The 20,351-nt window shown below is 68.7% G+C and carries 10 protein-coding genes; 7 read left to right on the forward strand and 3 right to left on the reverse strand.

Annotated elements, in window-relative coordinates; all coding sequences use genetic code 11:
* The first annotated feature begins 116 nt into the window (after positions 1-116).
* The gene (locus tag MFF22_RS18105; RefSeq protein ID WP_238250503.1) at positions 117-1,577 is read left to right on the forward strand and encodes a DUF2252 domain-containing protein; all 1,461 of its coding nucleotides are present in this window, start codon (positions 117-119) and stop codon (positions 1,575-1,577) included.
* 7 nt (positions 1,578-1,584) lie between these two features.
* On the opposite strand, the gene MFF22_RS18110 is transcribed toward MFF22_RS18105, so the two are convergent.
* Entirely contained in the window at positions 1,585-2,649 is a 1,065-nt protein-coding gene (locus tag MFF22_RS18110) for an SDR family oxidoreductase (RefSeq protein ID WP_238250504.1), read from the reverse strand.
* Between the two features lie 97 nt (positions 2,650-2,746).
* Here MFF22_RS18110 and MFF22_RS18115 point away from each other — a divergent pair, with 97 nt between their 5' ends.
* Together MFF22_RS18115 and MFF22_RS18120 are read left to right on the forward strand one after the other, a co-directional pair.
* Complete coding sequence (locus MFF22_RS18115; protein ID WP_238250505.1) at positions 2,747-3,127, forward strand: winged helix-turn-helix transcriptional regulator; 381 nt, start codon at positions 2,747-2,749, stop codon at positions 3,125-3,127.
* 306 nt (positions 3,128-3,433) lie between these two features.
* Complete coding sequence (locus MFF22_RS18120) at positions 3,434-6,103, forward strand: bifunctional diguanylate cyclase/phosphodiesterase (RefSeq protein WP_238250506.1); 2,670 nt, start codon at positions 3,434-3,436, stop codon at positions 6,101-6,103.
* Between the two features lie 177 nt (positions 6,104-6,280).
* On the opposite strand, the gene MFF22_RS18125 is transcribed toward MFF22_RS18120, so the two are convergent.
* Positions 6,281-7,984, reverse strand: coding sequence for a PQQ-dependent sugar dehydrogenase (locus MFF22_RS18125; protein WP_370877594.1), 1,704 nt, complete (start codon positions 7,982-7,984; stop codon positions 6,281-6,283).
* Between the two features lie 342 nt (positions 7,985-8,326).
* On the opposite strand from MFF22_RS18125, the gene MFF22_RS18130 reads away from it, so the two are divergent.
* Entirely contained in the window at positions 8,327-9,112 is a 786-nt protein-coding gene (locus tag MFF22_RS18130) for an SDR family NAD(P)-dependent oxidoreductase (protein WP_238250509.1), read from the forward strand.
* A gap of 121 nt (positions 9,113-9,233) precedes the next feature.
* On the opposite strand, the gene MFF22_RS18135 is transcribed toward MFF22_RS18130, so the two are convergent.
* Positions 9,234-9,551 (reverse strand): hypothetical protein, encoded by a 318-nt coding sequence (locus tag MFF22_RS18135; RefSeq protein WP_238250511.1) that lies wholly within the window; start codon positions 9,549-9,551, stop codon positions 9,234-9,236.
* A 272-nt stretch (positions 9,552-9,823) separates the two neighbouring features.
* Here MFF22_RS18135 and MFF22_RS18140 point away from each other — a divergent pair, with 272 nt between their 5' ends.
* The 3 genes from MFF22_RS18140 to MFF22_RS18150 all read left to right on the forward strand — a co-directional run bounded on the left by MFF22_RS18140 (position 9,824) and on the right by MFF22_RS18150 (position 20,265).
* Positions 9,824-11,692 carry a ShlB/FhaC/HecB family hemolysin secretion/activation protein gene (locus MFF22_RS18140; RefSeq protein WP_238250512.1) on the forward strand — a complete coding sequence of 623 codons (1,869 nt, stop codon included), beginning with the start codon at positions 9,824-9,826 and terminating at the stop codon, positions 11,690-11,692.
* Between the two features lie 108 nt (positions 11,693-11,800).
* Positions 11,801-13,495 carry a two-partner secretion domain-containing protein gene (locus tag MFF22_RS18145; RefSeq protein WP_238250513.1) on the forward strand — a complete coding sequence of 565 codons (1,695 nt, stop codon included), beginning with the start codon at positions 11,801-11,803 and terminating at the stop codon, positions 13,493-13,495.
* 38 nt (positions 13,496-13,533) lie between these two features.
* Entirely contained in the window at positions 13,534-20,265 is a 6,732-nt protein-coding gene (locus MFF22_RS18150) for an MBG domain-containing protein (RefSeq protein WP_238250515.1), read from the forward strand.
* The last annotated feature ends 86 nt before the right edge of the window (positions 20,266-20,351 follow it).

Here is a 20,351-nt window from a genome sequence, read left to right on the forward strand (position 1 = left end):
CACGACGTAGGCCGATGCCGAGGCTTTTAATCCGCAACGTGAGCATTAGCTTGTCCTCAGACACATGGACGAGGGCGATGGAACGGTCGACGCATCCCAAGGACACTCCGCAGGGCATGGATGATCAGCAGGATGCGTTGGTCGAGGCGGCCGAAGACACGGTCCTCGAGCCCCTGGCGGATTTCCCCAGCATCAACCTGCGCTCGGGCGTGGAGCCCTGGGACAAGCGCCGCGCGGCCGGCAAGACCCTCCGGGCGGAAATCCCCCACGCCGCCCACGCCACGCTCACGGTCGGGGCCGACCGCCCCGATCCGGTGTCCCTCATCGAGGCGGCGCAGGAGGGGCGTCAGGCCCACCTGATCCCGTTGCGCGTCGCCCGCATGGCCTCCTCGCCCTTCGCATTCCTGCGCGGGGCCGCCCAGGTCATGGCCTGGGACCTCGCTGAGGGCCCACGCACCGCGATCGACGTGGTGATGAACGGGGACGCCCACATCTCCAATTTCGGCCTGTTCGGCTCGCCGCAGGGCGACGTGGTGCTCGACCTCAACGATTTCGACGAGGTCACGGTCGGTCCGTGGGAGTGGGATCTCAAGCGTCTCTGCGCCAGCATCGAGGTGGCGGCACGGGATGCCGACATCCCTCCCTCCGAGCGGCGGGACGCGACCCTCAGCGCCGTGGCGGGCTACCAGCTCACCATGGACGACCTTGCCCCGCGGGGCTCCCTCGACGTCTGGCAGCGGGCCTCCCGGGCCGACGACCTCGTCTTCGCCGGCGTCGAGATCGATGAACGCTCCCAGGCGGTGGTGAGCAAGGCCGTCGAGAAGGCGCGGCGGAAGAACAATAAGAGCCTGCTCGACCGTGTGGGCGAGCGTCGCACCGATGGCGGCTGGCGCTTCCGCGAGGAGCCGCCGATCCTCGTTCGCGTCGACGAGGCCACCCGCGAGGCCGTCACGACCGGCCTGGAAAGCTACGCGGAGACCCTCCCCCGGGAGCGGCGCTTCATGCTGAGCCGCTACCACGTGGTCGATGTGGCGCACCGGGTCGTCGGCGTCGGAAGTGTCGGCACCCGGGCCTATGTCGCGCTGCTCTGCGGCAACTCCGATCAGGATGCGCTCTTCCTCCAGGTGAAGGAGGCGGTGCGGCCCGCCCACGCCCCGTACCTGCGCGGCATGCCCCAGCCCTACGCCAGTCACGAGGGCGAGCGGGTGATCTACGGCCAGCGCCTGCTCCAGGCCGTGGGCGACCCGCTGCTCGGGTGGACCACGATCGACGGGCGGCCGTTCTACGTGCGGCAGATGAAGAACATGAAGGGTGAGATTCCGGTCTCACGCATGACGGGCCAGTCCCTCCAGTACTTCTCCCATGCCTACGGCGCCCTGCTGGCCAAGGCCCACGCCCGGACCGGGGATGCCGCCGCGATCGCGGGCTATTGCGGTCACGAGGGCAACATCGACCTGCGGGAGGCCATCGCCGACTGGGCCGCCGCCTATGGCGACCGGAATGCGGAGGACTATCGCGCATTCCAGGACGCCATCGCTGCCGGCAGGCTCAAGGCGGCGGAGGATCCGCACCTCTGACGGGCGGCTACGGGATGACCTTCGACGCCCTCAGGCGGGCAAATAGATCCAGGAACGCGTCGTCCGTGGGCTGGTAGTCGAGGAAGCCGAGGCGGCGGCTTTTGCTCATGTCCGTCACCACCTCGATCGGCCGGCCGAGATCCGCATCCGTATGCCACGCCGAGGCGAGGCGCCCGAGATCGCCCTCGACCAGCCCATGCCGGGCGGCGATGTCCGCCCAGACAGGGGCGTCGCCCGCCATCTGCGCCTCCAGGGGGCGGACGGTGCCGTCGAAGGGCGCGGGCTCCAGGCCGAACCACGAGGCGATCCGGCCCCACATCCAGCTCCAGCGGAAGACGTCGCCATCGACGACGTTGAACGCTTGGTCGCGCGCCGCGGGCGTCGTGGCGGCCCAGGACAGGTGCCTCGCCAGCAGGCGCGCATCGGTCATGTCGGTGAGCCCGTTCCATTGCGCGGCGGAGCCGGGGAAGCGGAAGGGGCGGCCGGTCTCCCGGCAGAGGGTGGCGTAGACCGCCAGCGTCACGCCCATGTTCATGGCGTTGCCGAGGGCATAGCCGATGATGGTGTGGGGCCGGTGGACGCTCCAGCCGAAGCCGTCGCGTTCAGCAGCGGCGAAGACCTCGTCTTCCTGGGCGTAGTAGAAGTTCTCGATGTCGAGGCGGGGCTGGTCCTCCCGGAACGGCGTCGCCGGCAGGCTGCCCTTCCCGTAGGCCTCGAACGGCCCGAGATAATGCTTGAGGCCGGTGACCAGCGCGACATGGCGGACGCTGCCCGCGGGACGCAGCGCGTCGAGAAGGTTGCGGACCATCGCGGCGTTGACCCGGATGTTCTCGGCCTCCGTCGCCTGCCGCAGCCAGGTCGTGATGAAGACGTGGCTGGGGCTCCGGCCCGCCAGGGCCTTGGCGAGGCTGCCGGGGTCGAGCAGGTCGGCCGCGACCGGTTCCACCCCGGGAAGGTCGGCGGGGGGACGCCGCGCGAGGCCCTGGACCGCCCAGCCCGTGTCGACGAGGTGGCGGGCGAGGTTGTTGCCGACGATGCCGCTGACGCCGGCGATGAGTGCCGTTCCGCTCATGGTGGGTCTCCGTACCGGTTCGCCCGGAGCTAGTCGGCGGGCAGCGACATCGCTAGAAGGCACCTTTTCGGGTCATAGGCACCCTAGGGTACCCACCATGCTGGCCGGCGCTCCTGAGGACACATGGCGCGAGGACTGCGCGCCGCGGCGCGTCCTGGCGCTGTTCACGACCAAGTGGACCAGCATGATCCTCCACACGCTCCACGTCCGTCACGGCGGGCGCTCACGCACGGGGGTCCTCCAGCGCAGCCTGCCCGGCATCTCGAAGAAGATGCTCACCCAGACCCTGCGCGAGATGGAGGGCAGCGGCCTCATCACCCGTCACGTGGCTGGGACGGTGCCGCCCGCCGTGGAATACAAGCTCACCGCGCTGGGCCTGCGCTTCGTGGAGCCGGTGGAACTCCTCTACGCCTGGGGACGGGCCAATGCCGACGCCCTCGACAGCCTCGGAAGCCGGCCGACCGCGCGGCGGGGATGAGGAAGGGGCCTCCCGCGGCGCGTGCAGCGTGCCAGCCGGACAACAGTGGAATCTCCGGTTGTTGTAATGATGGGCGGAGAGGCGCGCGGGGTGCGCGATGTTGTCGCCGTCCCTCGTTCCCCTCAGGTGATGAGTGAGCTTTTCTAAAAGTCGTAACCTCCGGTTCATTGTCCCCGGCGATTGATGTGGAGCGGACATACAGCACGAAAAATCCTTCCATCGCATTCGGAAATGGACGCTATCTCGAATGCCGGATGAATCGGGGGCGCAATAACGGTGTCGGGAATTCGATCGACACTCGCACCGTTGTTTCGGCCCATCCCGGCGCTCGTGGCGTCGTTCGCCGTGCTGTCTCTGGTCATCGCCTCGGGTGCGACTGTCATCGTCGCCGACATGCACCAACAGGCTGTGCAGGATGTCGAGCGCAGTCTGGTCGGGCTCTCCACGATCCTCGCCGACCAGGCGGATCGCGCGCTCCAGGCCATGGAGGTGGTTCAGGAAGGCGTCATCCACGGCTTTCACGAGGCGAACGTGTCGACGCCCGCGGACTACGCCGCCGCGGCGAGCCGGATGGATCTGCACACGGCGCTCAAGGCCCGCATCGCCGCCCTGCCGCAGATCAACGCGATCACGATCATCGACCGCACCGGCAAGCTTCTGAATTTCAGCCGGTTCTGGCCGATCCCCGACGTCAACATCTCGGACCGGGACTACTTCAAGGCGCTCGCCGCCGACCGCGGTCTGCAGCGCTTCATCAGCGAGCCGGTGCAGAACCGCGGCGACGGGGCGTGGACGATCTACATCGCCCGCAAGGTCACGGCGCCCGACGGGACGTTCCTCGGCCTCGTGCTCGGCGCAGTCGAACTCGGTTACTTCGAGCGCCTCTACCAGAGGATCGCGCCGACCGACGACACCGTGGTCTCGGTGTTCCGCAACGACGGCATGCTGCTGGTGCGCTATCCGTACCGGGACAGGGTCATCGGCAAGGTCCACCCCACGACGGGGGCCGCGTTGATCGCGGCCAAAAACCCGTCCGGGGGCGTCCTGCGGAACGTCAGCCCGATCGATGGGCACGAGCGCCTGCTGGCGACGCAGGCTCTCGCCGGCTACCCGCTCATCCTCAGCATCAGCCGCACGGCGGAGGCGAGCCTCGCCCCCTTCCGCCGGCAGGCCGTCGTCGTCGGCGCGTCGGCGGCCCTGCTCGTGGCCTGCATCGCGGTCCTGTTCTTCCTGTTCCTGCGGCAGGCCCGGACCGAACGGCGCATGGCGAGCGCCGAGGAGCGCGCCCGGGGCGAGCGCGACCTGCGGGCACAGTACGAGCGCTTCGGCGTCGCCCTCGACAACATGATCCAGGGGCTTTGCCTCTTCGACGCCGACCGGCGCGTCGTCGTCATGAACGAGCGCTTCGCCGCGCTCTACGACGTCCCCGCGCAACTCCGGCAACCGGGCACGCGGGTGGAGGATCTTCGCCCCCACGTGCTGAGACAGCAGGGGGACAATGCGGGCGGCTGGGACATGGTGATGATGCCGCCGATGCCGTACGCGTCGTCGCGCTCCGCGAGCATCGTTCGCCTGTCCGACGACCGCGAGATCAGCGTCCTGCGCGTCCTCACGCCTGGCGGGGGGTGGCTCTGCACGCATGAGGACATCACGGAGCGCCGCCGCAGCGAGGAGCGCCTGCGGTTCCTCGCCCGTCACGATGCCCTGACCCGATTGCCGAACCGCCTGCAGTTCGAGGAGTTCGTCGCACGGGAATTGGCGATCTGCGCCGACACGGGGGAGGACGTGGCCCTTCTCTGCCTCGACCTCGACGACTTCAAGCACGTCAACGATCTGTTCGGCTATCCCGCCGGGGACCGTCTGCTCTGCGAGGTCGCCACGCGCCTGCGGGCCTTGCTCGGCAAGCGCTGCGTCGCCGCGCGTCTCGGCGGCGACGAGTTCGCCGTGCTCGCCACGGGCCTCAACGGCACCAAGACGCCCGCCGTGGCCGCACAGGCCGTCCTCGATGCGCTCTCCGCCCCCTACGCTGACGGCGAACGGTGGCTCGACGTCGGCTGCAGCGTCGGGATCGCGTTGTTCCCGCGGGACGGCACCACTTGCGAGAAGCTTCTCTCCGCGTCCGACATGGCGCTGGTGCGTGCCAAGAAGGAGGGCAAGGGCGCCTACCGCTTCTTCGAGCCGACGATGGATGCGGCGGCCCGCGAGCGGCACCGGCTGGTGCTGGACCTGCGCGCCGCCATCGGCACCGAGCAGCTGGAATTGCACTATCAACCCCAGTTCGATGTCGACTCGAACCGGGCCTGCGGCTTCGAAGCGCTCCTCCGCTGGACGCATCCGGAGCACGGGCCGATCCCCCCTGTGCAGTTCATCCCCCTGGCGGAAGAGACGGGGTTGATCCTGCCCCTGGGCGAGTGGGTGCTGCGGGAGGCCTGCCGCGAGGCCGCGTCGTGGGCGCTGCCCCTCGGCATCGCCGTGAACCTCTCCATCGCGCAACTCGGGCAGGCCGACCTGTGCGAGGTCGTCCGCACCGTGCTCGAGGAGACGGGGCTCAAGCCCGAACGGCTCGAACTCGAGGTGACCGAGAGCCTCTTCCTAAAGGGCTCGGCACGCTCGCAGGAGGTATTGCGCGACCTGAAGGCCCTCGGGGTCCGCATCTCCATGGACGATTTCGGGACCGGCTACTCGTCACTGGTGACGTTGCAAGCCTTCCCGTTCGACAAGATCAAGATCGACCGGTCCTTCGTCAGCCAGATCGGCGTGACGAGCAAGGGCGGTGCGATCGTCCGGGCGATCATCAGCCTGGGCGAGAGCCTGGACATCCCGGTGATCGCCGAGGGGATCGAGACGGAGGAACAGCTCTCGTTCCTGCGCCAGCACCGCTGCGCGGCGATCCAGGGCTATCTGCGCGGCAAGCCGCGGCCGATCGCCGAGTACCGCCGGCTCATCGCTCCCATCGAGAACCTCCGCGTGGCGTAGCCGCAACCGCCGGCACCTGACCGGCCGACGCGGTGCGTCCCGTCAGTTCGTCTGGTGCCCGAGGGCCCAGACATAGGCCGACACCGCCTTGAGGTCGGCCTGCGAAAGCGGCACTCCCCCCATCGGCGGCATGGCGTTCTGGTGCTCCTTCGGCTCGGGCACGCCGTTGGTGATCGTCTATTCGAGCCCGGCGAGGCTTCCGTCGCTCCAGAGCCAGTGTCCGGTCGTCAGGTCGGCACCGATGGGCGAGCCCTTCGCGTCCGAGCCGTGGCAGCCGCCGCAGGTCGCCCCGCCGACCTCGCCGTGGAAGACGCGCTCGCCCAGGGCCACCTGCTGGCGGGTGGCGCCCTTCGGCACCGGAAGCGTCGCGGCGACGGCCCGTCCGGCATCCGGGTGCATGCCCTCGGGCGGCCCCTCGCCGCGGGAGGCGGTCGAACCGACCTTGGGCGCCGGAGCCGCCGCCACGGGGGCGTCTGCGTCGGCACCGGCATAGGTGACACGCCAGATCCGGCCCTTCACGTCGTCCGAGATGTAGAGCGCCCCGTCCGGGGCCACGGCGAGGCCTGTGGGCCGGTAGGTCGCCCGGCCGGGCTCCTTCACCGGGCCGGCGAAGCCGTCCGCGAAGGAGGTGGCCTTGCCCGCCGCCTTGCCGTCCTTCATGGGCTGGAACATCACGACGTAGCCGCCCTGGGGCCCGGGAGCCCGGTTCCACGAGCCGTGGAAGGCGATGAAGGCGCCGTTCCGGTAGGCCTTCGGGAAGGCTCCCTTCGCCTCCGTGCCGGGGCCGACATAGAATTTCATGTCGTTGGGCGCCCAGTGGGCGGGAAACCACGCCACCGGCCCCTGTCGCCCGGAGCAGACCCCAACCTTCTTGCCGCCGTCGCCGCCGTATTCGGGGGCGAGGACGAGTTTGGTCCGGGTGGGGTCGAAGTAGCATTCGGGCCAGCCGTAATCGGCGCCCTGCTTCAGTTCGACCACCTCCTCCGAGGGCAGATCGAACCCCTGCTGCTGGGTGTAGAGCTTCGGCCAGTCCTCATGGAGCTGGTCGCGCCCGTGCTGGGTCGAATAGACCCGGCCCTCCGCGTCGAGGGCGATGCCCTCGCCGTTGCGGATGCCGGACACATAGCGTGCGGCGGGGGAGAAGGCCTGATCGCGGCCCTTGGCGTCATAGCGCCAGATGCCGCCGCGGGTCTCCTTCTCGGTGCAGGGCTCGTTGCCGACGGAGCCGGGCACGCGGTTCTTCACCTCGCAGGCATTGGTGGCCGAGCCGAGATCCACCAGCATCTCGCCCTTGGGCGTGATCGCGAAGGGGTGCATCGGGTGGTCGCCGGTGAGTGGCAGGCCCGAGACCACCACCTCGCCCTGGCCCTTTCCGGCCTCCTTGGGCACGACCTCGCCCGCCTTCAGCGGGTAGCGCATGATGCGGTCGTTGATCTCGGCGTAGACGGCGCCGTCGTAGAGGCCGATTCCGGTGCCGCCCGCCCCGCCCTCCGCCTGGGTCTCGCCGAACCGCTCGACGACGTCGGCCTTGCCGTCGCCGTTCGTGTCCTTCAGCGCGACGAGGAACCCGCCGGGCGGGGGCGTGTCATTCTTGTAGTACCGGCCGCTCCAGGTGTTGACGTAGAGCGTCCCGTCCGGTGCCGCGACCATCTGCCGGGCGTGGCCGATCCCGTCGGCGAAGACGCTGGCGCAGAAGCCCGGCGGCAGGCTCAAGCCACCTTGATCCCCCTTGCACGCCGTCTCCGCCGCCGCGACCGGGGCGGAGGCCATCAGCGCTGCCCCGCCGACCCCGGCCATGAGGCCGGCGAGGGGGGACAGAGACCACGGGTTGCGGCGCATGAGCATGTCCTCGCGAAGCAGGGTGTGACGCGTTAGCGTCACGGAGCCGTCGGGGATTCGGGCGACACACACCGGCTGAACCGGTCGCGTCCCGTCCTGAGCGTCGAGCACTTCGGGGAAGTGGCCGCGATCATTCAGGCAATCGTTGCGTAGGGCGTAACGTCGAACCCACCGCCAGCGATCCCGCCATCGCGCGGGTCTATCGCCGCGATGTCACGCGGCGCGATCCTGCGCTCGGTCGACCTGGTCGCTGTGCATCCCCACGGGCCGCTCCGGGTTTAGGACCCGTTCACCGCTGCGGAGAGTCCCGGCCTGCTCCTGCGGCCGACGGGCTCCCCGCCCTCCGCGCCCTCCGCGCCCCTTCGAGACACAGGTTCGGTCCCCATGGCTTCTCACCGTCCGCTCGCCTTTGTGACCGGAGGCTCCTCCGGCATCGGCCTCGAGCTCGCGAAGCAGTTCGCGCAGAATGGCTTCGACGTCGCCATCACCGCGTCCAGCGACAAGGTTCACGAGGCCGCCCGTGCGCTCCGCGACCTCGGCGTCGAGGCCTATCCCCACAGGGCCGATGCCGGAACCTACGAGGGCGTCGAGAGCTTCTGGACGTTCGTGGAGGGGCTCGGGCGTCCAGTGGAGGCGGCGGCGCTCAATGTCGGCATCGGCCGTGGCGGCGCCTTCCTCGACAACGCCCTGGAGGATGAGTTCCGGCTGATCGCCATCAACATCACCGGCACCGTGCATCTGGCCAAGCGCGTGGTCCAACACATGGTCCCGAACAAGCGCGGCCGGATTCTGATCACCTCGTCGATCTCGGCCACCCAGCCGACGCCCTACGAGACGGTGTATGGCCCCTCGAAGGCGTTCGGCTTCATGTTCGCTGAAAGCCTCCGCGAAGAGCTGCGCGGCACCGGCGTGACGGTGACGGCGCTCCTGCCCGGGGCTACCGACAGCCGGTTCCACAAAAATGCCGGGATGGCGACGAGCGCCATCGACAATGGCAAGAAGAACGACAAGATCGAGGTCGCCCGCCAGGGCTTCGAGGCCCTGATGAACGATGTCGATCACGTCGTCGGCGGCGACGAGGAGACCAAGCAGCAGGTCGTCGAGAACCGCCGGACGCCCGAGCCGGTCAAGGCCCGGCGCCATGCCGAGCTGACGCGCCTGCGGGAGTAGACCCGCTCCGCCGGTTTCCGCGATACCCTCCCCGTGCGGACGGGCGGCGCGACGGTCGTTCGCCGCCTGCTGCGGCGATCCCGCGCCCTCGTCCGGAGGCCGCCTGAGGGCGCGGCTGCGATCAGTACAACTCTTCGTGGATGAGGTCGCCGACCTCATCGAAGGTGCCGCGCCACACCCTGTTCAGCATTCGGACCTTCACGCGCGTCACCTTCGGCAGTGTTTCATCCGCCGGCTCGATGGACGCGTGAACTTCTCCGAGGGTCTTCAGATGCTTCAAGTAGGATGCGCTGACGCCGAAGCGCGTCGATAGATCCTTCGGGTCGACGATCCAATCGTCGTTCTGCCCAAACTCGAGCCGCATGGCATCAGCCTCCATCAGCTCGGCAGGAACCGCGAGGCTGAGAATCAAACTAGCATTAATCGCAGCCATCTGCACCTTCGCTCTCCGTCGCCGGCAGGGCGAACACCGTCAAAGGTGCGTCCGTGAGCTGGATGAGCTCCTGCGGGCGCAAGGCTTCGATGTCTCTTTCTCCTGATTTCGGCAATATTGCAACAACTATCGGCCCATTTGATCGATGTATGCCGTAAATACAATGCCGGGTTGCTTCAAAAACCAAGAGCAACTGCCGATTTGTTGCTCCGATAGAGCCAGATGTGCCATCGGACTGCGCTCCAATATAGCGCGGCAAGTCGGGACGGCAGGCTCACGTGGCGATCGATCTTCTTCGAGCACTCCCTTGCTGCACCGGATCGATCCGGCAGCGGATCGCGGCCGGGGTCGCCGTCTGCGCCCTCGCGCTCAGCGCGGGCGCGGGGCCGGCCCGGGCGCAGACCGCCTCGCAGATCACCCCGCCCTCGTTCAGTCCTCCCATCGAGAGCCGAGGCGGCGGCTTCGTCATTCCGGAGGCGCAGGGCTTGGCCGCGCCCCCCGGGGCGGATCGGCTCACTGTGCGCCTGCGCGGCGTCGCGGTGGAGGGCGGCCTGCCCGCCCTGGCCGAGGCTACCGCCGCCTTGCGTGAGAAGTTGGCGGGGCGGGTGGTCTCCGCCGCCGCGGTCTTCGCCGCCGCGCGCGAGCTCGAGCAGGCCTATGCCGCGGCGGGCTTCCCCCTGGTGCGGGTAGTCCTGCCCGCCCAGCGCCTGCGCCACGGCGCCGACCTGCGCCTCATCGTCGTCGACGGCGTCATCGAGCGTGTGGACGTCTCGGCCCTGCCCGGCGCCATCCGCGAGCGGATCGGGCAGGTGATGGCCCCCTTAGTGGGACAGCGCGGCCTGTCGCAGGCGGAGCTGGAGCGGCGGCTGCTCCTGGCCTCGGACACCCCCGGCACGATCCTGCGCTCCACGCTGGCGCCGGGGGCAAGGGCGGGGGCGAGCGTGCTGGTGGTCGAGGCCCGCTACAAGGCGGTCACGGGCTCGGTGGGGGTGGACAACACCCTGTTCAAAGCACTGGGCACCTACAGCGCCTCCCTGGGGCTGGACCTGAACTCCCCCACCGGCCACGGGGAGACGCTCTATTTCCGCACCTTCGGCCTGCCGACCACGGGGGGCAGCACGGCCTTCCTGGGAGACGAACCGCGCAACCGCGCCTTGGCGGTGGGGGCGATCCTACCCCTGGGGACGGACGGGCTCAGCCTGACCCTGGAGGCGGCGGACACGCACACGGCGGCCCGCTCGCGGCCGGGCACCCCGGCCTTCGCCTCGGAGTTCGCGCGCTACTCGGCGCGGCTGCGCTACCCGGTGATCCGGGGGCGGGACTTCACCTGGAACGCCGAGGGCAGCTTCGACGCGCAGGAGGAAAAGGTCGACGTCCGGTTGCCGATGCAGGCGCCGTTCTCCCTCGACCGCCTGCGCATCCTGCGCGGGACGAGCGAGACGGTGTGGTTCCTGCCGGAGGCGGAGCTGGGCGGCAGCACGCTGTCCGGGGGGCTGGTGACGGCGCGCCTAACGGGCTCGTTTGGCCTCAACGGGCTGGGGGCCCGGGACGCGCCGCCCGCGGGCTCGCATCTGGCGGGCCTGTCGCGGCAGGGGGCGCGGCCGGAGTTCCAGAAGCTCGACGCGCTGGTGAACTGGACCCAGCCCCTGGCCGAGCACCTGAGCGTGGCCCTCATGGCCCGGGGCCAGACCTCGTTCAATCAAGCGCTGCCGCGCTCGGAGCAGATCGGCCTCGCCTCGCCGACGGGGCTCTCGGCGGTGGATTCGGGCCTGTTCCAGGGGGACGAGGGCTATGTGGTCCGGGGCGAGGTGCAACTGCCCTTCGCGGTGGCGGTGACCCTGCCGTTCCGGCTGCCGTCGGTGCCGGCGCAGGAAGGCAACGTGGCCGCGGGGGAGGAGACCCAGGGTCTGGTGGTGCTGAGCCCCTACGGGTTCGGGGCGTTCGGCCTGACGCGGTCGCAGCGGGTGACCGCTCTTGAGCGGCCGGTGGTGCGCGGAACGGCCTACGGGGCGGGCCTGCGGCTGGGCGCGGCGCCGGGGCAGAGCTTCACCAACGTCTCGGTGGGCCTGGAATACGGGCATGCCGAACGCTCGGGCCGGCTGCCCGGCGATGACCGCTTCACCCTCACGGCCGGCCTGCAGTTCTAGGGCGCTCCCGATGCCCCCGGGGCATCGGCCAGGCCCCCAACGCCTGTTCCCGGCGCGACCGCCCAGGCCGCGCCGGCAGCCGCTTCCGTTCTTCCGAGGATCCGCCCGATGACCGCATCGCCCTCCACCCGCCCGCTGGCCCGTTCCCTCTTGGCCGCCCTGCTGGCGACGACGGCCCTGGTGGCGCCGCTGCCGGGGCTGGCCCAGTCGCTGCCCACGGGGGCGCGGGTGGTGTCCGGGGCGGTGAGCGTCGGCACGCCGGCCGACAACGCCCTGGTGATCACGCAGGCGAGCCGGACGGCGATCGTGAACTGGCAGGGCTTCTCGATCGGCCAGGGCAGCCGGGTGGAGATCCGCCAGCCGGATGCGGGGGCGGCGATCCTGAACCGGGTGACGGGCGCGACGCCCTCGACCATCGCCGGTCAGCTTAAGGCGGATGGGCAAGTCTACCTCGTCAACCCGAACGGCATCGCCATCACCCGTTCGGGGGTGGTGTCGGCGGAGGGAGGGTTCGTGGCCTCGAGCCTGGACATCACGGACCGGGATTTCACGGCCGGCAAGCGGGTGTTCCGGGGAGGGGGCGCCTCGGCGGCGGTGACCAACGCGGGAACGGTCAGCGTGGGCCGGGGGGGCTACGCGGCACTCCTGGGAGGGCGTGCGGCTAACAGTGGGTCGATCACGGTGCCGATGGGCCGGGTCGGGCTGGGCTCGGGCGAGCAGGCGACGCTGGACCTGTCGGGGGACGGGTTCCTGCAGGTGGCGGTGCCGACGAAGGCCGGGGGCGCGGCGGCGCTGGTGTCCAACGAGGGCGTCATCCGCTCCGAGGGCGGCCGCGTCACGTTGAGCGCGGCGGCGGCGCGGGAGATGGCGCGGCAGGCGGTGAACCTGTCGGGGACGGTGGAGGCCCGGGGCGTAGCCGGCCACAGCGGGGACATCCTGCTGTCGGGCGGGGAGGGCGTGGTGAGCGCCCGGGGCCGGATCGACGCGGCGGGAGCTGCGGGCGCCCGGGGCGGGCGGGTGCGGATCACCGGGCGGCGCCTGGACGTGGCGGGGACGGTGGACGCGTCCGGCACCACCGGCGGCCGGGTGAGCCTTCGGGCGTCGGAGGGGCTGGGCCTGTCGGGTTCGGTCGCGGCCCGGGGCACCGCGGGGACGGGCGGCCTCGTGGAGGCGACGGCCCCGGCGGTGGCGCTGCGGGGGGCCTCGCTCGACGCGTCGGGCACGGCCGGGGGCGGCACGGTGCATCTCGGTGGCGGCCGGCAGGGCGGGGGCACGCTCGCCCACGCGCAGACGGTGGAGGTGGACGGCGCCACGACGATCCTGGCGGATGCCGAGGTGTCCGGCCGGGGCGGCGAGGTGGTGGTGTGGTCGGATGCGGCCACGCGGTTCGCCGGGACGATCACCGCCCGGGGCGGTGGGCAGGGGGGCGACGGCGGCAACGCAGAGGTGTCCTCGAAGGGGCATCTGGCCTACGCCGGCACGTCGGACCTGACGGCGGCGCGGGGGGCGTTCGGCACCCTGCTGCTCGATCCGCACAACGTGACGATCTCGGGCGATGCGGACAAGGCGTCGTCGGGCTTCACGGCGAGCGGGGACGACTCGGTCGTCAACGCGACGACGCTGCTGACGGCGCTGAAGACGGCGAACGTAACGGTCTCGACGGGGACGGACGGGACGCAGGCGGGCACGATCACCCTGGCGGCGAACACGCCGCTGTCGTGGACGAGCGGGGCGACGCTGACGCTCCAGGCGGCGGGCGGAATCACCCTGAACAGCGACATCGCGGCGGCGGCGGGGGGCTGACGCTGTCCTCGGGGGGGCAGATCACGCCGAGCGCGGGCGTGTCGGTGGCGCGCTTCACCCTGGCAAGCGGCCGATGGGTTCAGAACACCGCGACCCTTCCCGCCTTCGCGACGGCGAATTTCCAGATCGCCGGGGGCTCGTTCCTGCGGGTGACCGGGGGCGACGGATCGGCGGACACACCCTACCAGATCGCGGACGTTTACGGCCTGCAGGGGCTACCCCTGTCCGCGAGCTCCGTGCTGGTGGCCGATATCGACGCTACGGTCACGGGATCCTGGAACGCCGGTCACGGGTTCAAGCCGCTCGGCAGCGAGACCGCTCCGTTCCTCGGCACCCTCGACGGTCGGTCCCACCTCATCAGGTACCTGACCGTCGCACCAAGTAGCGGCAATGCGGGCCTGTTCGGCCAGAACAATGGGACCGTCACAGGGATGAGCCTCGAGCTCGGCTGGGTCTTCGCTGACAAGAAATTTAGCTCCAATGCCGGCATACTCGCTGCCGTCAACCTCGGTACGGTCAAGAATAGTTACGTGACCGGCTTCACTTATGGGGACACCGTTGGTGGATTGATCGGCAAGAATACCGGCACCGTCGAGAACTCCTACTCGCAGGCGTATGTCAAGGGCCAAAGTTATGTTGGCGGCCTTGTCGGCGTCAACGATATCGGCGGGAAGCTGGCCAACGTCTATGCAACAGGTACGGTGAAGGGCGTAGCTAAGACAGGCTCCACGTCGACTGCCATTCTTGGTGGGCTAGTCGGTCAGAACGTTGGAACGATCCAGCAGGCCTACGCATCTGGGGCTGTCAGCGGCACTGGCAGTTTTGGTGGCTTGGTAGGCACCAACAAGGGGGATGGTGGTCGGAGCGGTCCAGTTTCTGCCACGTTGACAGATACCTTTTGGGATACGACTAGTACCACTCAAAGCAGTGCGTCGAGTGACAACTCCGCGTCCACCGGGGTGACCGGATTGGCGAGTGCGGATGCGCGCAACTCCGCCAAGTACACGAACTTCGATTTCAACCACGTCTGGTTTCAGACCAGCGACATGCGCCCGATCCTGCGATCGGAAGTTGCCCCGGCGGATGCAAACGGCGTGGTCGCCGTGTCGAACCTCCACCAGCTTGCGCTGATGGAGACCAATCTCAGCGGCAAATACCTCCTGACCCGCAATTGCACCGCGTACGATACAAACGTTCGTGATAATTCTAACCCACTCGTTTGGGGCCCGGCCGGTTTCGCGCCGGTTGGGACCGGAGGAAACGACGGCAACGACACCTTCTCCGGCACTTTCGACGGTGGGGGGCACGTGATCGACGGGCTCGTCATCAAAGGCTCGAACGAGTATGCGGGGCTCTTCGGCCATGCATCGGACGCCACGATCAAGAACTTCGGGATGATCGGCGGCACAATCAGGGGCATGGATTACGTCGGAGCCCTCGTCGGTTACGCATCGCGCGGACAGATCACGAACGCCTATTCCACCGTTGCGATCGACGCATCCGGAGGTACTGGAACGGCTTTCGGCGGATTGATCGGTGCTGCCTATAGTGTGACGATCACGAAATCCCACGCCACCGGCACCGTCTCGGGCGCCACAACCGCTGGCGGATTAGTTGGCGAAAACAGTGGAAAATCGATTATCACCGAATCCTATGCCACGGGTGATGTCAGTGCGGTACAGCAAGCTGGCGGCCTCGTCGGCTCCAACTCCGCCACGATCACCCGGGCTTACGCGACCGGGACCATCACGGCCACGTCCACGGATGCGGCGGGCAGCGCAACCAGTGGCGTCGCGGGCGGCCTCGTCGGGCAGAACACCGGAACCGTCAGCGAGACCTGGGCCAGCGGTGCAGTATCCGGAACGGCCGCGGGCGGCTTTATCGGGAAGAACGCCGGGACCGTCTCAACGGCCTTCTGGGACAAGGACACCACCGGTCAGGCAAACGCCTACGGCTCTACCGATACAGTGTCATCCGGTACGCCGGTCGGGCTGAGCAACAGCGATGCGCGCAAAGCCGCGAGCTATACCGGCTTCGACTTCGCCAAGAACTGGTACCAGGGCGGTGGAATTCGTCCGATCCTGCGGGCGGAGGCAGCGGATGCCGACCCGGTCACGGGGGTGGTCCCGGTGTCCAACATTCACCAGCTGCAACTGATGGATGCCAACCCCGCGGGACAATATCGCCTCGCCGATACTATCAACGCCGGCGATACGAACGGTACCGATCTATCCACGGGCATCTGGGGTGCCGCGGGCTTCGCGCCGGTGGGGGGCTCTACGGCCTTCACGGGCAGCTTCGACGGCAAGAGCCTCCAAATGGATTCGTTGACCGTCAATGCGTCGGGCGCTCAAGCCGGCCTGTTCGGTACGGTGGGCGCCGCCGGTTCGGTGATGAATGTCGCGCTTACGAACGCGACGATCACTGGGAGTGGGACAGTCGGCACGCTGATCGGTGACAATTTCGGCACGGTCACAGGCGTGACGGCGTCTGGGCGAGTCACCAATAAGAGCTCCGCTTCCAGCTCGGGCACGGGCGGTCTCATCGGCAAGAACGAAGCCGGCGCGACGATCACGCAGGTGTCCTCGGCAAATAGCGTGAGTGGCGGCGCCGCCGTCGGCGGCTTGGTCGGCATCAACGCTGGCACCCTGTCGAAGGCGTATGCCACCGGGACCACCAAGGGCGCCGGCGCGGTGGGCGGCCTTGTCGGCACCAATTCCGGAACGGTCGCGCAGGTCTATGCCGTGGGCGCGGTGTCCGGTCCGGATAACTCGAACAACGGCGACGCTCCAACCCCGGAACCGAGTTTGGGCGGGCTGTTCGGCTCGGTGTCGAACGGCAGCGCGGTGACCGCGGCGTTCTGGAATACGCAGACGACCAAACAGAGCCAGGGCACGGGGACCGGCAGCAGCACCGGCATGACCGGTCTGACCACGGACCAGATGCAAGACTTCACGTCCTACAAGACGAACTATGCCGGCTTCGATTTCGTTTCGACGTGGGCGGTGCCGAATAAGGCGAGTCAGATTAATCAGAGGAATTCGAACTATCCGGAATTCTTCGGCCTGGGTACTGCCGTGGTCGCCTCCTTCGACGGTCACGTGAGCTACACCGGTCAGGCACCGAGCGACTTGGTCACGAACTACAGTCCGTTGCGCCCGGGGACTTTCGTCACCACGCTCAGCACGGTCAGGCTCCCCGCCGACGCCGTGGATGCAGGCACTTACACGGCGTACCTCTCGAATGGCTTGGCGACGTCAAGCTACTCCCGCCCAATCATTATCGATAACGGCACGCTGGTCATCGATCCGAAGGTGCTGAACGTCGCTGGTTCGAAGACCTACGACGGCAAGACCGGCTTCTCCGCAGCGCAGATGTCCGCGACCGGGGCGGCCCAGGGCCAGACCGTCACGCTGGCGGCAACGGGGCCCGGCGACGCTGCCACGGCGTCCTCGGCCGATGCCGGGATCTATACGGGTGCCAGCCTCTCCGGGCTGACTTTCTCCGTGACTGGCGGGAAGGCGAGCAACTACGCCCTGCCCGGCACCGGCACCCTGACCATCTCCAAGGCGGTGATCGGCCTCACGGGCCGGAAGACCTACGACGGCAACGCCGGGTTCACGCTCGACCAGATCTCGCTGAGCGGGGCCGCGAGCGGAGAGACGCTGAGCCTCACCGGACCCACCGGACCCATCGTCTCCGCCCCTTCCGGCAATGCCGGGACGAGTGATAACGTCGCCATCTCCGGGCTGGGCTTCACCGTCACCAACGGGAAGCTAAGCAACTACATCCTGCCCAGCACCGGTACCCTGATCATCGCTCAGAAGTCGCTGACAGCCTCCCTCGCGGGCCCCGTGTCGAAGACCTACGACGGCACGAATGCCGCGACCCTGACGGCGGACAACTACGCCCTCGACGGCCTGGTCTCGGGGGACACGGTTTCGGTCTCGGGTGCGGGGGCCTACGACACGTCCGGTGCCGGCACGGGCAAGACGGTCACCGTCACGGGCCTGACCCTCGGCGGTGACGGGGCGGGCAACTACACCCTCACGGGCACGACCGCGTCCGGGGCCGTCGGGACGATCGCCAAGGCGTCGCTCTTCGTGAAGGCCCAGGACGCGTTGAAGAGATATGATAGGCAGGCGTTCAGCGGGAACAAAGGGGTAACCTATACCGGCTTCGTGGCCGGCGAGGATACCTCTGTGCTCGGCGGCACGCTCACCTATGGCGGCACGTCGCAGGGGGCGAAGAACGCAGGCCGGTACAGCATTACCGCCCTGGGACTGACATCGGACAATTACGCGATCCAGTTTCAGGACGGCACGCTTTTCGTCAACAAGGCGGAGCTGAATGTCTCCCTCACGGGCACGGTGTCGAAGACCTATGACGGCACCACCTCCGCCACCCTCACCGCAGATAACTTCAACTTCACTGCCGCCAACGCCCAGGAGCACGCCCCAGGCGTGATCCCGGGGGACACGGTTTCGGTTTCGGGCAAGGGGACCTACAACACGGCTAATGCCGGCACGGGCAAGACGGTCACCGTCACGGGCTTGACCCTCGGCGGGGACAGCGCGGGCAACTACATCCTCTTGCGTTCGACCACATCCGGGGCCGTGGGTACGATCGCCAAGGCGATGCTGACGGCGTCCCTCGCCGGCACGGTGTCGAAGACCTACGACGGCACCAAAGCCGCCACCCTGACGGCGGACAACTACGCCCTGACGTTCCAGGGTGGCACGCTCACCATCACCAAGGCGTCGCTCACGGTCACGGCCAAGGACGCGTCGAAGACCTACGACGGACAAGCGTTCAGCGGGGGCAACGGGGTGAGCTATGCCGGCTTCGCGGACGGCGAGGATGCCTCCGCGCTCGGCGGCACGCTCGCTTACGGGGGCACGTCGCAGGGCGCGAAGAATGCCGGCAGCTATGCCATCGCCGCTTCGGGCCTGACCTCGGGCAATTACACCATCGGCTTCCAGGACGGCACGCTCACCGTCGCCAAGGCGCCACTGACAGCCTCCCTCGCCGGCCCGGTGTCGAAGACCTACGACGGCACCAAAGCCGCCACCCTGACGGCCGACAACTACGTCCTCACCGGCGTGGTCCAGGGGGATACGGTGTCGGTCTCGGGCACGGGGGCCTACGATACGGCCATTGCCGGCACGGGCAAGACGGTCACGGTCACGGGCCTGATCCTCGGCGGGGACGGGGTGGGCAACTATACCCTCACGGGCACGACCGTATCCGGGGCCGTGGGTACGATCGGCAAGGCGTTGCTGATGGTGACGGCCAAGGACGCGTCGAAGACCTACGACGGACAGGCGTTCAGCGGGGGCAACGGGGTGAGCTATACCGGCTTAGTCGCCGGTGAGGATCCCTCTGTGCTCGGCGGCACGCTCGCCTATGGCGGTGCAGCGCAGGGTGCGAAGAACGCAGGCCGCTACGCACTCACGGCCTCGGGGCTGACCTCGGACGACTATGCCATCCAGTTCCAGGGCGGCGTCCTGACCGTCGCCAAGGTGCCCCTCACCGTGACGGCCGCGGATGCGGCGAAGACCTACGACGGGCAAGCATTCAGCGGCGGCAACGGTGTAACCTATGCCGGCTTCGTGGCCGGTGAGGATGCCTCTGTGCTCGGCGGCAAGCTCGCTTACGGGGGTACAGCGCAGGGTGCGAAGAATGCCGGCAGCTATGCCATCGCCGCTTCGGGCCTGACCTCGGGCAATTACACCATCGGCTTCCAGGACGGTACGCTCACCGTCGCCAAGGCGCCCCTCACCGTGACGGCCGCGGATGCGTCGAAGACCTACGACGGACAGGCGTTCAGCGGGGGCAACGGGGTGAGCTATGCCGGCTTCGTGGCCGGCGAGGATGCCTCCGTGCTTGGCGGCACGCTGGCCTATGGCGGTGCGGCGCAGGGTGCGAAGAACGCGGGCCGCTACGCCCTCGCGGCCTCGGGGCTGATCTCGGGCAACTATGCCATCGCCTTCCACGATGGTGCGCTCACCGTCGCCCCGGCCCCCGTGGAGATCACCGCGGTCAGCGGTCATTCGGTCTACGGCGACAGCCCCGTCAATCCAGGTCTGACTGCGACGGGCCTGCAGAACGGCGACGGGCTTGATGCCCTGACCGGTCTTTCGAACAGCTTCGGGGTGACCGCCCGCAGCGGCGTGGCGGGCAGCCCGTACAGGCTCACGGTGGCCGGCGTGCTGAGCAACGGCAACTACACCGTCTCGGCGCGCCGGGATGGAACCTGGACGGTGAGCCCCCGTACGTTGAGCGTGACGGCAAACCCGGTGAGTCGGACGGCGGGCGCGGCCAACCCGCCTTTGACCTACACGACGACCGGCCTTCTGACCGGGGATGAGCTCTCGGGCAGCCTCGCAACGTCGGCCGATGGCGCCAGCACTGCGGGCCGCTACGCCATCACGCAGGGCACCCTCGCGGCGGGGGGCAACTACGACCTGTCCTATACCGGGGCGGACCTGACGGTGACGGCCATCACCCCTTCCACAGTGCCCCTGACCTCCGTCACGCCTCAGCTGGCGAGCACCATCTTTTTCGCCAGCCCGCAATCGAGAGCATTGCAGACGTCGCCGACGCGGCCTTCGATCGAGCGCATCCGCATGGATGAGGTGGTCGTAAAGAATCCCCGCTTCGACCTCCCGGTCGTATGCATAGAGGCAACAGGGGCCTGTCTCGCGGTACCCCAGATCCGACATCAGACGGGGCAGAGGGCCGAGATCGACAGGGCCGGATACCGATAGTGGTATAGCCTTCCGGGACCGGGAAGGGGCAGGCAGGCCCCACGCGTCCCGGAGGCTCAGGGTGAAGGTGCGGTGACGCGTCGGGC

Origin of the sequence: Methylobacterium persicinum, from assembly GCF_022179525.1 — a bacterium.
Lineage (GTDB): Bacteria > Pseudomonadota > Alphaproteobacteria > Rhizobiales > Beijerinckiaceae > Methylobacterium > Methylobacterium persicinum.